9 protein-coding genes are annotated in these 16877 nt (G+C 35.7%); 1 reads left to right on the forward strand and 8 read right to left on the reverse strand.

The genetic code is table 11. The annotated features are described in order from the left end of the window. Nucleotides 1-51: 51 nt before the first annotated feature. From P2086_RS02100 to P2086_RS02135, 8 genes are all read right to left on the reverse strand, one after another. On the reverse strand, nucleotides 52-3243 hold the full coding sequence (locus tag P2086_RS02100; RefSeq protein ID WP_317898777.1) for a T9SS type A sorting domain-containing protein: 3192 nt from the start codon (nucleotides 3241-3243) through the stop codon (nucleotides 52-54). 134 nt (nucleotides 3244-3377) lie between these two features. Next, a complete protein-coding gene (locus P2086_RS02105) occupies nucleotides 3378-4733 on the reverse strand; it encodes an aryl-sulfate sulfotransferase (protein ID WP_317898778.1) in 1356 nt (451 codons plus the stop codon). Nucleotides 4734-4928: 195 nt separating this feature from the next. Next, nucleotides 4929-6092, reverse strand: a complete 1164-nt coding sequence (gene hppD, locus P2086_RS02110) for a 4-hydroxyphenylpyruvate dioxygenase (RefSeq protein ID WP_317898779.1) — start codon at nucleotides 6090-6092, stop codon at nucleotides 4929-4931. 560 nt (nucleotides 6093-6652) lie between these two features. After that, a complete protein-coding gene (gene rimO, locus P2086_RS02115) occupies nucleotides 6653-7966 on the reverse strand; it encodes a 30S ribosomal protein S12 methylthiotransferase RimO (protein ID WP_317898780.1) in 1314 nt (437 codons plus the stop codon). Nucleotides 7967-8037: 71 nt separating this feature from the next. Then, nucleotides 8038-10569, reverse strand: coding sequence for a replication restart helicase PriA (gene priA / locus P2086_RS02120; protein WP_317898781.1), 2532 nt, complete (start codon nucleotides 10567-10569; stop codon nucleotides 8038-8040). Then, nucleotides 10569-11297 (reverse strand): ZIP family metal transporter, encoded by a 729-nt coding sequence (locus P2086_RS02125; RefSeq protein ID WP_317898782.1) that lies wholly within the window; start codon nucleotides 11295-11297, stop codon nucleotides 10569-10571. Before P2086_RS02125 ends, priA begins: the two co-directional genes overlap by 1 nt. A 4-nt stretch (nucleotides 11298-11301) precedes the next feature. Continuing rightward, the gene (locus P2086_RS02130; protein WP_317898783.1) at nucleotides 11302-12033 is read right to left on the reverse strand and encodes a class I SAM-dependent methyltransferase; all 732 of its coding nucleotides are present in this window, start codon (nucleotides 12031-12033) and stop codon (nucleotides 11302-11304) included. Between the two features lie 167 nt (nucleotides 12034-12200). Next, nucleotides 12201-14858: a hypothetical protein gene (locus P2086_RS02135; protein ID WP_317898784.1), complete on the reverse strand. Its 2658-nt coding sequence runs from the start codon at nucleotides 14856-14858 to the stop codon at nucleotides 12201-12203. A gap of 421 nt (nucleotides 14859-15279) precedes the next feature. Here P2086_RS02135 and P2086_RS02140 point away from each other — a divergent pair, with 421 nt between their 5' ends. Continuing rightward, nucleotides 15280-16860 (forward strand): peptide chain release factor 3, encoded by a 1581-nt coding sequence (locus tag P2086_RS02140; RefSeq protein ID WP_317898785.1) that lies wholly within the window; start codon nucleotides 15280-15282, stop codon nucleotides 16858-16860. Nucleotides 16861-16877 lie beyond the last annotated feature (17 nt).

Below are 16877 nucleotides of genomic sequence, written 5' to 3' on the forward strand. Positions count from 1 at the left end.
ATAAAAAAGCCTCCAACTAATGGAGGCCTTTTATAAAATAATTTTTATAGCTTACTGCTTAATCATTTTGATTGCTTCGATTGAATTTTCATTTGTTTGAATCTTCACATAATACACTCCTTTAGACAACGAACTGATATCTAAAGTAGTTTTTACTTGACCGCTATTAACTTTCATAATAATACGTCCAGCAATATCAGTAACCTCGATATTTTGTATTGAACCTTTTCCGAGCTCTATATTAAACTCTGTGCTTGCAGGATTAGGATATACTTTTATTGTGTTACTTAAAGGATTTGTTTGTTTGATGCCAACACATGGATCAACTTGAATTACTGCGACTGCTTTTGCCGTACAGCCATTGTTATCTGTTCCAGTTACAGTATAAATAGTTGAAATGTTTGGTGAAACAATTGCGGGGTTCACTGGCAAATAACTTGAATTAGAAGTCCATACATAACTTACAGCACCGCTAGCACTTAATGTAGCCATCTCACCCTGACAAATTTCGCTTTGATAACTTGCTGTTATAGTAGGTGAAATATTTACGGTCACATTATAAATAGCTTGTTTAATACACCCGTAAACATTTGTTCCTAATACGGAGTAGCTTGTTGAAGCAGTTGGATTTACAACTATGACTTGGGCTGTAGAGCTATTAGACCACGCGAAAGTATCGGCGTTACCAACCGCTTGCAGAGCAATAGCTTGGCCAGGGCAACTCACAGCATTATTTGCAACAATAGAAATAATCGGAGTTGGATTTACAGTAATTAATTGAGAAGGGCCTTGACTTGAACAACCCGTTAATGTGCTTGTGCCAGTTACAGCATAACTACTGTTTGAACTCGGTGTAACTGTAATAGAAGAAGAAGTTTGACCACCACTCCAAAGATAAGAATTAGCACCACTCGCAATAATTGTTACATCTTCGCCAGCACAAATAACATTTGTTGAACTCCCAACAGTTACAGAAACTGGATTCAAAGCACAAGGAATAGTGATTGACAAATCATCCCAAGCAAAATAAGGGAAATAACCATAACCAGATTGGGTTGACACTTTAATGGCTGCGTAATAAATTCCAGAATTTGTTACTTGAAATGTATTTGACAAGGCGGCATAAGATGAGTTTGTAAGGTTACCTGCCTGAGTGGCAACTGGAACTAAACCTGTTGGCGACTGATTTGGTCCGATTGACATAGAAAGGTTAGCCCAATCAGGATAATTGGAAAAACCAGCGATATACCACATAGATGCAGAATACGTAATGCCGGCAAAAAGCTGTATGCCATTTGAATAAAAATAACTTGTTCCTGAAGGACTATAATAAAAAGCAGCGTATTTGTTGCCAGAATGCGCTACTCTATTCGAGTTTACGGGGCCTGTATATGTTTGGCAATTAGCTAAATTACTGACAGCCCAATTACAGTTTGGTAACTTATTATTACTCGCAATTCCCTCAAAACCCTCAAAATAGGGTACAGAGCTTGTTGTAGTAGGTACCACAGAAAGTTGTCCAGAAGCTAATGCGATTGAAGTTCCGCCAACACATGTTACCACTGCACTATACCAAACCTGGCTATTTATTGGTGGTGTTACAATGTATTGGTTTGTGGCGGTAGCAACCGTGGTGAACGGGCCAAAGGCTGATTGATTTGAGGTTTGCCATTGAAAAGACAATCCTGAAGAATTATAGTTACTTGGAATTCCCAATACAACAGAACTCCCAGGGCATAAAGTTCCTGACGGAGCAATAACAGCTCCTGTCGAAGGAGCTCCAGTACACGCGGTATTATAAAACTCTATGGCGCCTGGATCAGGAGTACTGCCTCTTGATGCGTTATAAAAATCATTTCCAAGACCCAAATTTAATCCCACATTATTAAGTGCGTTCGAACCTGGGGTGAAATTACCAAAGGGTGGTGATGCGAATAATGGGTTAACGCTCCAACTCGCCTGATCAAAGGCTCCCGAGTTAATTGCCTGCCAATTGAGCATTGTTGTTTGGTTGGCGGTATAGTATCCAATATAATTTGTTGTACCACCACTATTCATATATAGGTCATTATAGTTTGACACGGTAGTTGCAATTGTATAATACAAACAATACTTTGCGCCGGTGCCCGGATGAGTAATGCTTACGATGTTATTATTGATACTAGTTGATGTTCCTCCAGTTGAATAAATACCTCTTATAGCACCTGTTCCACTTGTATAAGCGTCTCCAATAGAAACGGTATTGTGAAGTACATTATTGTAATTACCAGTAGGTAGATACAAGCCGTAAATTGTGCCGTTTGTTTTAGTCACCGAAACAATATTGTTTCGAATTATATTTATACTACCAGTAACTGAAGTTGAAAGGTACATTCCATAAGTAGTACCTGTTGTTCCTGGCGCGTTTTCAAATAATTTGTGAATTAAATTACGTTCAACCAAAACACTGTACGATTGTGTACTCAGGTATATACCAACACACGTTGTGGTTATACTTTGATTAGGACGTTCGATTGTATTACCAGAAAGAATAAAATTTCTATGGTATGCGTTAATAATTCCATAAGCAAAAAAATCGCGTATAGTACAATTAATAATGTTATTTCCCGTGTTAAAAGGCGAAGCAGTTAAGGCATATATGGTAACACCGTAATAACCTCCCTCAATTACGCAAGATGTAAAATTATTATTATTGCCGCAATTCCCTGTTGTGGTAGGTCCTGTAGCATTACCCGAAATTGAAAGCGGTATCTGCGAACTTGAACTGCCAGAACTTGGTGCAGTAATAGTACATGTATTAAAAGCATTGTTATCTGCCGCATTCCACAAATGGCACGCTAAAGCATACGTTGACCCTAATGCTTCAATATACAAACTATTAAAGGTCATGTAATCAGCACCATTTAATCCCAAAGTCCATGGTTGACCAGAATTTGAAGAATTAAAGGTTAAGAGACAGCCGTTACCGTTAACGGTAATGGTGCTTCCAGCGTTTACACCCACAATTGCGGGAAAATCAACCTGCTCATTGTAAGGCCCGCTATTAGCGACAACATTCACAGTAAGATTTCCTGAAATACCCGAAGTTACTAAAGCTGTTCTTAAAGCATTAAATGTTTGATAATTTGTTCCGCCTGTAGGGGCTCCACTATTGACAGTGACAATACCCGATATCTGCGCTGCTGCCTTAAAGGCAAAGAACAGGAAAAGGCTGATTCCATAGTTTGTGTATTTTTTTTTCATGTTGTGATTTTGTATGTTAGTTGTGTAGCAAGTGTATAAAAAAAAATCTAAATTTTTAGATAACGTAAGCACTTACCCAAAAGATTTAACATCTCCGTTTCACAAAATGTCATTAGAAGTTAAAAATTAAGTTATTATTTACCGGAATTTAATTCAATTTCTTTACCAGAGATGAGCTTATGTTTTTTAAAACCTGAATAATTACCTTGGTAAAAACTACATCGAAATACTTGATTCTGACTAATGTTTGCAGTACTACTAACCACACCGCTTGCTGTTACAGGGCTCACATACTTCCACACAATTGTTTGAGCGCTATCAATTTCAAAAAACACGCCATTCGCCCCTTCGCAAATAAGTGTGTTACCGTTATATAAACGTTGTGCATTTGATACATTTCTTGAATAGAAGATAGTTTGAGGATCTGCAGTATATATCCAATTTAGTGTATCCGGTAAATAACCAAAATCTTTTTCGAATTTATAATTTGTATTGTTATCGAAAATAGGTTCAATTATTTCCACGCTTGAAAAATCACCAGCTGGTCTTTCCAAACCGTTATTAAAGATCATTATTTTATTTTCATCTTTCAGCCCTTTTGCAATCCAGTGAGCACTATGTTGTTTGTAGAGTTTCTGATCCTCAACGTCCCCATAATTGTAGGCCTGTGAATTTCCCCAACGGTATAACAAATCTCCACCTTTACGATACTGACCACCCGAATGAGATCTGCTTTCGTTTTTTTTACCATGTTCAATAATAAACACTTCATTAAAATTTCGATTACTAACAAGTATTTGTTTTAATTCGTTGTTGTAGGCGATAGAATTAAAATGCAACCAGTCTTCACTTTTGGATGCCAGATAATTAATATTGAATAGCTGTGGGTTTTTTGAAACGTTTCCGTAATTTTCCTTTGTGGAATCAAAATCCTGAACAAGATGATCCCATACGTACCACTCCCATATTATTTCAGCTGAGTTTTTCCCTTTTGGTTTCAGCTCGATAATTTTTTCACTCCACACACTTTCGCCAAGTAATTTGGGATCACGGCCCTTGGTGATTGATTGTTCAGGACTTTTTTTATCGCAAACCAAAACCAAAATATTTCCATTTGGTAAAGGACAAATATCGTGATGTTGACGTTGTGTTGAATCTGAAATTCTGTAAGACCATATTATCTTGCTATTCCAATCTAATTTTTCAATGCCGCCGCCGCCACCTGAAAAACTTCCAGTTGAATCGTTCGTTGTTCTTAGTAGTTGGCCATTTGGCAGTAAATAAACTGACTGATTAGGGCGTTTAGAGCTTTGCCAAGTATGCACTTGTTTTCCAAACTTATCAATTAGGTACGTGGTTTTAGAAAAAAGTGGTGCAAATAAAACATAACCCTCTGCGGATCCTTCCTCTCTTAGGATTAAGCCTGTTTTGGGTTGCGAGAAACTCTTTTGAATATTTAAAATAAAAAAAAGTAGTAGTGCTTTTTTCATTTGAATGGAATTGCTTGACTTTATATTTTTTCAAATGTATATACTTATTTTGAAAATAAATTAGTGTTTCCGGATTATAAAACCATTAATGCGCTTAGTCACTTGAATTTATCTTAGAGCATTTTAGCCGTAAAAACACATCCAAAAAAAAGGAGACCTAAGTCTCCGTTTTTAAAATTACAAATTAATGTCTGCTTACAAAGTTCCTCTTAGCGCTTGCTCTCTTTCTATAGATTCAAACAAAGCTTTAAAGTTACCAGCGCCAAATCCTTTGGCTCCCATACGTTGAATGATTTCGTAAAATAAAGTCGGACGGTCTTCAACAGGTTTGGTAAAAATTTGTAATAAATAACCTTCTTCGTCAGCATCCACTAAAATTGACAAACGTTGAAGCTCTTTAATATCTTCTTTCATAATTTCCATGTGAACACCAAGGCGTCTCGGAATATCATCATAATAAGCTTGTGGTGGTGGTGGCAAAAACTCTACGCCGCGTGCTTTTAATTCCGCAACCGTTTTAATAATATCGTCGGTAGCCAATGCTAAATGCTGCACGCCGGCACTTTCATAAAAATCAATATACTCTTCGATTTGCGATTTTTTCTTTCCCTCTGCTGGTTCGTTAATAGGGAATTTAATTCGGCCATTACCATTACTCATTACTTTACTCATTAATGCTGAGTATTCGGTTGTAATTTGTTTGTCGTCGAAACTTAAAAAGTTTACAAAACCCATTACCTCTTCGTACCATTTAACGGTGGCATTCATTTGATTCCAACCTACATTTCCTACCATGTGATCGATGAATTTTAAACCAACCGGAGCTGGATTGTAATCGCTTTTCCATTCAACGAATCCTGGTAAAAAAGTTCCTTTGTAATTTTTACGCTCAACAAACATATGAACGGTTTCGCCATAAGTATAAATTCCTGAACGCACCACTTCACCATGTGCATCTTTTTCTACCGTGGGTTCCATAAAAGGTTTAGCTCCTCGTTTTACTGTTTCTTCGAAAGACTTACGTGCATCTTCCACCCAAAGTGCGATAACTTTTACCCCATCGCCATGTTTTTTTACGTGCTCACCAATGGGTGAATCGCTTTTTAATGCAGTCGTTAAAACCAAACGGATTTTATCCTGCTTTAATACATAAGAGGTACGGTCTTTCAAACCAGTTTCCAATCCTGCATATGCATAAGATTGATAACCAAAAGCTGTTTTATAATAATGCGCCGCTTGTTTTGCATTTCCAACATAAAACTCTACATAATCTGTTCCTAATAAAGGAAGAAAATCCTGCGCCCCTTCAAATATTTTTTCTAAACCGTATTCTACGTTTTTAATTTCTTTTGTTGCCATTGTAATTTTTTTAATGATGATAATAAAATTGAATCGTTCTTTATTATTATGTAAAATGGATGGTGTATAATTTTAAACGGGAACGTGTTCCGTTTAACCTTGTCCATTTTGCATTTCCGGATTACTCCACATGGCCATTGATTGTGCTCTTAATATTTTTTTTCTAGACATTATCTCCTTCAAAAATAACCATTTTAAAAGAGAGTATCAACGAATGTTTGATAATTGCCTTAATTAAAGCGTTAAAAACATCTTATTTTGGCTGAACTATTTTAAGTCCTAAGCAGATTGTTCCATTTCAAAGGTTCTTGTGTCTCTATGCTGTTAAAATTATAAGAGGTTCAAAACTCAATCATAAAAAGAGTTTAATTAGAGCGCTCCTGGTTATTTACAATTCTCTTTTAGTGCAAGTAAATTTGAATCAAAGCTATAGTGGCTGCAGATTCGGAAAGGTTAATTAAATTTTGAAAAACAGAAGGCTCAAACTTGTAAAACAATAAAAATTGCCATGATTATTAAACATACAGATCAGTTGCAAATACAGTTAAAGAGGTGTAAAGCTAAACTAACGATCCGTATAAATCAAAGTCACTCACCTCATAGATTTTTACGGTAGCAAAATCGCCAACGCGTAAATAAGTTTCATTATCGGCTTTAACAAGCACTTCGTTATCTACATCAGGGCTATCAAACTCTGTACGGCCAATAAAAAATTCGCCTTCTTTACGATCTACTAAAATTTTATATATGTTACCGACTTTTTGCTGATTGAGTTTGTAAGAAATGTCTTGTTGCAAGGCCATTACTGCATCAGCACGTTTGCGTTTTATTTTTTCAGATACATCGTCTTTTAATAAATGCGCATGTGTGTTTTCTTCATGAGAGTAGGTGAAGATGCCAAGACGTTCAAATTTTGTTTCCTCAACCCAACGTAACATCTCTTCATGATCCTTTTCAGTCTCACCTGGGTACCCAGCTATTAAAGTAGTTCTGATGGCAATGCCTGGAACTTTATCACGAATCTGATTTACCACGTCGATTGTTTTTTGTTTCGTAATACCGCGGCGCATACTACTAAGCATGTTGTCGCTAATATGTTGCAAAGGCATGTCTAAATAATTACACACATTTGCTTTGGCTTTCATTACATCTAGTACTTCCATTGGAAAACCACTTGGAAAGGCATAATGCAAACGAATCCAATCAATTCCTTCTACATCACTTATTTTATCAAGTAAACTCGCCAGTTCGCGTTTCTTATATATATCTAAACCGTAATATGTAAGGTCTTGAGCTATGAGTAATAATTCTTTAGTGCCTTTACTGGCAAGTGTTTTAGCGCGAGCTACTAATTCTTCTTGTGCTACGCTAATATGTTTCCCGCGCATCAAAGGAATGGCACAGAAACTACAAGGACGATCACAACCTTCACTAATTTTAAAATAAGCGTAATGTTGAGGAGTTGTCAATAAACGTTCTCCAACCAATTCGTGTTTATAATCTGCTTTTAATGTTTTTAAAATTTTTGGGAGTTCGCGTGTTCCAAAATAAGCGTCCACTTCAGGAATTTCAATTTCCAAATCTTTTTTATAGCGCTCGCTTAAACAGCCCGTCACATAGACCTTTTCAACTGCGCCTTGTTTTTTAGCTTCTACATATCTTAAAATAGTATCAATACTTTCTTGTTTGGCGTTGTCTACAAATCCACAGGTGTTAATGATAACAATTTGGTGATCATCACTCATTCCCTCGTGCTCCACATCAAATTTATTGGCTTTTAACTGCCCCATTAATACTTCACTGTCCACCAGGTTTTTACTGCACCCGAGTGTAACTACATTTACTTTGTTTTTCTTAAGCGTTTTTGTTTTCATGTTCGAGGCGCAAAGATACTCAATTTTAATTATTTATCTGCTATCTGCTTGATTTCAATACATCTAGAGCATTATACAGGATCTACATCAATTGAAACGCGATACCGCCAATTCTTATAATTGTTTTGAAGATTATTGAGTGCTGCATAAATCGTCTCTCTTACAGAAGTAGCAGATTGTTGTTTAGAGGCTTTTATTAAAACGTGTTTGTGGTATTGGTTTTTAATTTTTGAAATTAACGGAAATTCGGGGCCGAGAATTTGATCGCCAAAAGTCGGTTTTAGCAAAACAAATAATTCCATAGCTAAATGATTTATTTCATTCACATCCTTGGAAATTAAAGTAACTTCAAACAGACGTGAGAAAGGCGGGTAATTATACTGTTGGCGCTCGGCGAGCGTCTCAGAAAAAAACGCGTCAATTCTGTTTTCGGTAATGTATTTAATTACGTGATGCTCTATTTGAGTGGTTTGAATAAATACTTTTCCAATTTCGTTGTTTCTCCCGGCTCGTCCTTTCACCTGAGTAAGCATTTGAAATGCTTTTTCAAAAGAACGGAAGTCGGGAAAATTTAAAAGAGAATCCGCATTTAAAACGCCTACAACGCTTACATTCTCAAAATCTAGCCCTTTGGTTACCATTTGAGTTCCAATTAATATGTCGATGTTGCCACCTTCAAAATCATCGATTAATTGTTTGTAGGCATATTTGCTGCGTGTACTATCTAAATCCATTCGCGCAATTTTCGCATTCGGAAAAAGTATTTCAATGTCCTCTTCTATTTTTTCGGTACCCATACCTTTGTAATGCAACTGATTGCTCCCGCAGGCAGAGCAGGTTTTAGGTGGCGTAACAGAATAACCGCAATAGTGGCAAATTAATTTCTGACTGTGTTTGTGATAGATCAATGAAACATCACATTGAATGCAGTGAGGCACGTGTCCGCATTGTTTGCATTCGGTATAAGGCGCAAAGCCTCTTCTGTTTTGAAATAAAATAACTTGCTGTTTTTTTGCAAGAGCATTTTCAATGGCATCAAATAAAGGTGGAGTTAGACTGGCTTTCATTTGATTACTGCCGGTGTAATGATTTACATCACATACTTCAATAGCGGTTCCTCCACCGGAAACAAATTGATTTTCTAATTTTACCAATTCGTACTTGCCTTGTTGCGTGTTAAAAAAACTTTCAATGGAGGGAGTAGCACTTCCTAATAAAACATTTGCTTGATGCAGCGTTGAAAGATACAATGCTGCATCCCTTGCATGGTAACGTGGGGCCGGGTCATACTGTTTAAACGAATTATCGTGTTCTTCATCAATAATAATTAAACCCAAGTTGTTGTATGGCAAAAACAAACACGAACGTGCCCCAAGAATTATTTTATACTGATTTCCTTTATTTTCATCTACACCGTCAACAGTTGACTCAAGACTTTCGACTTTTGACTTCTGACTTAAAACATTATTCCAAATCTCTACCCTCTCATTTTCACTAAAGCGTGAATGATACACTCCAACAATTTCACCGAACACAGCTCGTAAACGTGTAATTAGTTGTGTGGTTAATGCGATTTCAGGGATTAAAAAAAGAACGGACTTGTTTTTAGCAAGCGTATCTTTAATCAGTTGAATATAGATCTCGGTCTTTCCACTGCCAGTAACACCATGAAGCAATACTGTTTTATTTTTCTCGAAGGCTTTAACCGTAGCATTGTAAGTGGACTCTTGCTGTGTACTCAATTTTTTGTTAACCGCAAGGCTCTTTTCAAATAATAAACGCCCGACTTCAAAAGAATCTTCAATAAAAATGGTTTTCTTTACCAAAGCATTTATAGCCACATTATCAATCTTTTTAAGCAGCTCGGACTTTTTTATCCATTCGTTCGTTGCTTCACTTTTAATTTGTTGCAGGTGTAAAAAGTATATCAATGCCTCGGCTTGTTTAAACGCTTTCTTTTCTAAAGTGTTTAATGTTTCCTGTAGCTTAGACTCTTCATTATATTCTGGGCTAAGTTTTATGAATGTTTGTAATTTAGGTTTGTATTTATCTTTTACATCTTCGTAAACAACAATGGCATTTTTCTTAAGGAGTTTATGAATAATTGGTTGAACAGATTTTACTTCCAATATTTCGGAAAGATTTTCAAAACTCAAATTGGGCGTTACATGCAAAGCATCAATTACAATGTGTTCGCGATCTGTAAAAAACCTGTGTTCAATTTCTTCAAAATTAAAATCAGGATTTAGTTGAATGTGAGATGTGCTGCTTAATTTTAATCCCGATGGCAAAGCGGCATTCATTACGTCTCCTGGATTTGCGCAGTAATAAAAAGAAATCCAGACCCAGAAAGTTAATTGAATTTCAGTTACAATTGGAGCTTCATCCAGAACGGCTTCAATGTATTTTGCTTCGTATTCTTTAGGAGCTTTTTCATGGATCTGATAAATAATGCCCGTGTAAATTTTAGTTTTTCCAAACTGAACTAACACGCGTTTGCCTTTTTCTATTTCTTTATTCAGTTCATTAGGTACCCTGTAAGTGTATTTATTCGGAACACTTAAGGGAACAATTACATCGACAAAATAGGTAGGTCCTTGCATTAACTAATAATATAGGCCAAAATAATGCCACCAGCCATAACAACAACTTTTCTTATATTGTATTTGTGCTGATCACTGGTTTCAAATAAAATAGCGGTTGAAATATGGAGAAAAATTCCAATTACCAAAGCAAAAGCGGCCTGACTATATAGTTCATAGTTATTAAGACCAAACGATTGCAATGTATAACTACTCATATACCCTAGCGGTGTCATAAGAGAAAATAAAATAAGTAACAGCCAATTTTTGCGACTGGTTTCGTGTTCTTTTAAAAGTGAAACAAAAGCTATGGTAATAGGAAGGTTATGAATAGCTAATCCTAAAATTAATTGGTAATTGATGTTTGAATTTTGAGGAGATGTTGGATCGTAGATTGGAAGTCCTTCTAAAAAAGAATGGAGTAAAAGTCCAATTATAATACCGTATGGTAAATGTTTTTTACAAGCACTGCTATGCAAATGAACATGCCCATGTTCTATACCCGTACTAAATGTATCTATCAGTAATTGTAACACAAAACCTAACACAATAAACAAGCCAACAAGTTTCACATTTGAATTTGCGAAAGCTTCAGGCAGCATGTGCATAATAGAAAGTGCAAAAAGATATGCAGCACTAAAAGCCAAAATTAAACGTAAGCGTGTTTGTTGGATAGAAATTTTAAAGGCAATAGTTCCTGTAAGAAGTATTGGCGCCATTAAGCAGAGTATTGCGATGAGTGGATTCACAAAATTATTTTTTAAATATTAAAATTAATCTGTCAGATGTTTTTTCGTCGAATGGGTCGAGTTGATAGTTTCCGTAACATTTTTCTAGTTTTAAACCAGACTCCTTTGCGAAATTTTCAAAATCGGTTTTTTGTAACAATGATACCGTTTCTTCGAAATAAAAATTTTTTCCGTTTTCATTAAACTCAATGTGTTTGATAATTGCATTATTTTCAATTTTCTTTTTTATTTCGAAAGCTATCTCTCCTCTTTGCTCGTGATATTCTGATTTAAAAGAACTTATTACTTTATTTGAATTAAAAAAATCTATCACAAAAACGCCATCTTTTTTCAAAGCTAGTTCCGCGTTTTTAAAAACTTCGCTATTATCATTAACATCTTTGAAATAACCAATGCTGGTAAACAAATTAAAAACAGCGTCAAAATAATTTACTTTAAACGGCTGACGCATATCGTGCACAAAAAATTCAAGTGTAAGATTTATACACTTTGAAGCTTCAGTAATGCTATTAACAGATAGGTCTGTGCCTATCACATGAAATCCCTTTTTGTTTAAGGCAATTGAGTGGCGTCCTTTACCGCAAGCGAGATCCCAGATAGTTGAATCTGGTACAAGTTTTAAATTATTGCAGAGGTTATCAATAAAAAAATTGGCTTCGGTGTAGTTTCGGTTATTATACAGTAAATGATAATAAGGAGAATTAAACCAATTCACATACCATTCTGCATTTTCCATGCGCGAATTTACTAAAAGTCTCGATTATTTTTGGAATTAAGCTCTAGAATCAGCTGATTTCAAAGAATTTATAAGTAGTGTCCTGCAATATTTCACTTAGTACTCGTTCCGATTCATTGGAAGAGGCAAAGGTATAGAACTGCTTACTAAATACTGTCAACTGATCTTTACTTCGCTCTTGCTTTTACGTACTGGTATTTCTCGTATTTTTTACGTCCAACTTTCCAATCACCACGGTACTTAGGCCCACCAACGGATGATGTTCTAACAAATTTAATTTTTGTTTTATCAATACCCTTTGCCTCAAGAGAAGTGCGAATTAATATTTCAAGATTTTTACCTCGCACTGAGGCTAATGCTGGATTACCTCCCCTAGCACGCGATGGCACTCGCGACGCACTTGATTTAATTGTGATGGCTACTACCGGTCTCTTTTTCGTTAATTCAACAATGTTTTCAATAAAGTTAATCCAAGTCTCGTCGCTTTCATTTATAACTTTCCGTCCATACTTATAATAAAATTCATAGTCAGTTGCCGGAAGAACTTTTATCGTTTCGGAAGTGTGTGAAACTGCAGTTTTTGTTGCAACACTTGTTGGTGGAACAGAGTCCTCAAAAGCTACAAATAATTCTTTCGTATACGTTTTGCCTTCAGAAATTGCGCCAGTAGAAAACGTTTCCACTTCTGAAATAAATCCATCCTTATAAGCTACTACGAAATATTTAGTTTTTGGCGTGAGTTCAATGCCCTTAACACTTCCTTTTGCATCGGTAACTGTTTCATACTTTACACCATCAGCATCTGTAAGAGAGATGTTTGCATTTGGTGCGGGTTTCTTGCTTTTAGGATGCTTTACACTAATATCAAGAAGCAGTTCTTTAGACGTAAATTTCTCTGCTTTGCCATCTAAATAAATTACTTGATTGATTATTTTTGCTGACTTAATTCCAACCGTTGTAATTTCAATGGTTGCTGACTTTTTACTTTCTGCCTCAACAAATATGGTGTAAACTTTTTCAGGCTGTAATATTATACCATCGTATTTACCTTCTTCATTCGCGTTAAATATTTGAGTAGCACCATCCTTCTCCATGAGTGTGACTATAGCTGCAGGTATCGGCTTTTTATTTCTACTATCCTTTAAAATAATTGTATTTAAGACAATTGATTTTGAACTAACTTTTACTTTTCCAACCAACCTAACTGGTTCAAGCGATACTTCACGTTTTATTTCTTGGTAGGAAACATCGTTGCTTACAAAAACATCCTCATTATAAAATTCCTCTCCTGTTTCAATCTGATAAGAAAAATTATACTCTTTGCCAGGAGGTAAGATAGTTGAAAAAGTTCCATTTACAAGTTTAGGGCGATAGGTTCCAATAATTTCGTTGGTTTGTTTATCGGTAACAATAATTTGGATATTGTCTGGTAAGGACTCACCCTCTGCAGGAATTAGTTGTCCTTTAAATAAGGCTAAAAAAGTTTCCTTAGCTTCGGCCATAGAAATCATATAAATATCCTTATCGCCATAACCACCAGGCTTTGCAGAAGAAAAATAGCCGCGCTTTCCATCAGGAGAGGTTACATAAAAAAGATCGTCCTCTGTTGTATTAATTGGATAACCAATATTTGTAACATTTGTGAATCTATTTTCCTCAGTATTTAATGTTGCAAACATAATGTCATAACCTCCAATTGATTTTGGTCCGTTAGATGCAAAGAAAAAAGTTTGTCCGTCAGGATGAATAAATCCACCATCTTCATCAAATTCGGTATTTATAATCGGTCCCATATTTAAGGCCTTACTCCATTTTTGGTTTGGAAGTTTAATACAGCGATAAATGTCTTTTCCACCAAAACCTCCAGGTCTTTCGGATGAGAAAAATAAAACGTTTCCGTCTGCACTCAAACAGGCATGTGATTCTTGAAAGGGGGTATTCACATCGGATCCGAATTCCTTTAAAAAACTCCAGTCTTTTCCATCAAACGTGGTATAATAAATATTACCATCTCCTTCAGGGTTCTTACTGTTTCCATCGTTACGGTAAACTATCAACGTTTGACCATCTGGTGTTAGATTAATAGAAGCCTCATGGCCGAATGTATTTACATTATGACTTAAGCCCGTTGGCCTACCCCAAATGCCATTATCATCTTTATACGAAACAACTATATCTTCAAAATAATAACCATTTTCTGTTTTCATCCCGCCGGTGGTTGTGTTTCGCTTGGTGGTATAAATAATCATCCGTTCGTCGGCACTTAATACTGCGCTATACTCTGGAAAAGGACTATTGATACTATCACCTAAATTTGTAACAAGCACATTTAGCGGGCGATCAGCTGTTTCCTTGGCTAACTTAGCTGTGGAAATTCCTTTTTCCAACATTTTTAAAAACTCTTTGTCTTTTGGATCAACAAATTGCCGAAACTTTTCATACGACGCTAATGCTTCGTCAAATTTATAATTGACGTGCAGGGCTTCTCCATAAAAATAATGTGCAAGTGGCGGTGCGTCTTTTTCCGAAGCATCGTCTGTTTTGTAATTTATAGACACATGCTTAACCGCTTCAGCAAGGTAGGCTTCTGCTTTAGTTTTTTTAAGAGGGTTTTCGAGGTAACAAACACCAACCATATAATTAATGTTTGATGATGTTGAATCTAAAAGGTAAGCCAACTCAAAATTTTGTTCAGCTTTAATTTCATCTCCTTCTAAGAGTTGATAAGATCCCTCTAAAAAATAATCTTTATAGGACGCTGGCTTTGTTTGAGCAGAAAGTGTAAGGGTAAGCGCGAGGAATATGAGACTGTAAAAAAACTTCATTGTATTTCTCTATATTAATATTAATAACCCAAGCACTTATTTGTAGTAGCGCTTATAAGAGCCAGAAGGTTGGTACGAAGCAAATATAAAATTTAATTTAAGAAAACAAAATGTACTACAAAAAAAGTACTGGACAATGTTATGAACCATTTTTAGCCCAATTTAGACTTGTTTTAGGGTTATTTTGATATTAAATCTGCCTCGTTTTTCCGATTTATAATTCCGGGATTTTTATCCCTATTTACAAATATAGGAGCTATGGCATTGTTGTCGTTAATGATTCTTTACGACATTTCTTACAAGCAGTTGGCCTGTTTTCTCGAAATTTGTGGCTTTATTATAGCAGTGTTTCCAAAGCAATTCGTGTTAATTTGTGCAATTCGTGGCTGAATTAACTATCTTTGCGGCCACAATTTTAAAAATGACATTTACTGAAGAAATAAAGCGCCGTAGAACTTTTGCGATCATTGCCCATCCAGATGCTGGAAAAACAACCCTGACAGAAAAACTGCTTCTTTTTGGTGGAGCTATTCAAACCGCAGGAGCTGTAAAATCTAATAAGATTAAAAAGTCTACTACTTCCGATTTTATGGAAATTGAGAAACAACGTGGTATCTCGGTTTCAACTTCTGTAATGGCTTTTGATTACAAAAATTATAAGGTAAATATTCTTGATACACCGGGACACGAAGATTTTGCAGAAGATACCTATCGTACACTTAGCGCTGTAGATAGCGTTATCATGGTGATTGATTGTGTAAAAGGTGTTGAACCTCAAACCAGAAAATTATTGGAAGTATGTCGCATGCGTAATACTCCTGTAATTGTTTTTATCAATAAACTCGATCGTGAAGGACAAAATGCTTTTGATCTTTTAGACGAAATTGAAAAAGAACTTAAAATAAAAGTTCGCCCAATGACATGGCCAATTGGTATTGGTAAGTCGTTTAAAGGTGTGTATAATCTTACACAGAGTTCTCTTAATTTATTTGAGGGAGATAATAAAACCACTTTAGGAGAAACCATTACAATTAAAGATATCAATGATCCATTAATTGACAAACGTGTTGGCTCCGATTTCGCAACCCAACTGCGCGAAGATGTTGATTTAATTGACGGTGTGTACGATGAATTAAACGTTCAAAAATATCTTGATGGTCAAATTAGTCCAGTATTTTTTGGAAGCGCGGTTAACAATTTTGGTATTCACGAATTGTTAGATTGTTTTGTTGAGATTGCACCCTTTCCTAAGGAAAGAGATACTGACAATGGAATAATTGCTCCTGAAAACCCTAAGTTTAGCGGCTTTATTTTTAAAATTCACGCTAACCTCGATCCGAAACACCGCGACCGTATTGCTTTTTTAAGGATTTGCTCAGGAAAATTTGAAAGAAATAAATATTATTTTAATGTGCGCGAAAAAAAGGAATTACGTTTTAGTAATCCTACTGCTTTTATGGCGCAACAGAAATCCGTTATCGATGAAGCTTTTCCTGGTGATGTAATTGGTTTGTATGATGCCGGAAATTTTAAAATTGGTGATTCACTAACAGAAGGAGCAAGCTTTCAATTTAAAGGGATTCCGAGTTTTTCACCTGAGTTGTTTCGTTATGTAACCAATATGGATCCAATGAAAACAAAACAGCTTCAAAAAGGATTAGAACAATTAACGGATGAAGGTGTCGCACAACTTTTCACTAAAAAAGTAGATGGAAGAAAAGTTATTGGAACAGTTGGAGCATTACAATTTGAAGTAATTCAACATCGCTTAAAATCAGAATACAACGCAAGTGCAAGTTTTGATCAGATTAACTTATACAAAGCTCTTTGGATAAGCAGTACTGATAAGAAAAAACTAGATGCGTTTATGCAAGACAGGAATGCTCACATTGCTTTCGATAAAGAAGAGCGTCCCGTGTTTTTAGCTGAAAGTCCTTGGCTTTTGCAAATGGCTCAAGAAAAATTTCCTGATATTCAGTTTCATCTTAAAAGCGAATTCTAGTCTAATTCAATTCATCA

The sequence above is a fragment of the Aurantibacillus circumpalustris genome (genome assembly GCF_029625215.1).
Lineage (GTDB): Bacteria > Bacteroidota > Bacteroidia > B-17B0 > Aurantibacillaceae > Aurantibacillus > Aurantibacillus circumpalustris.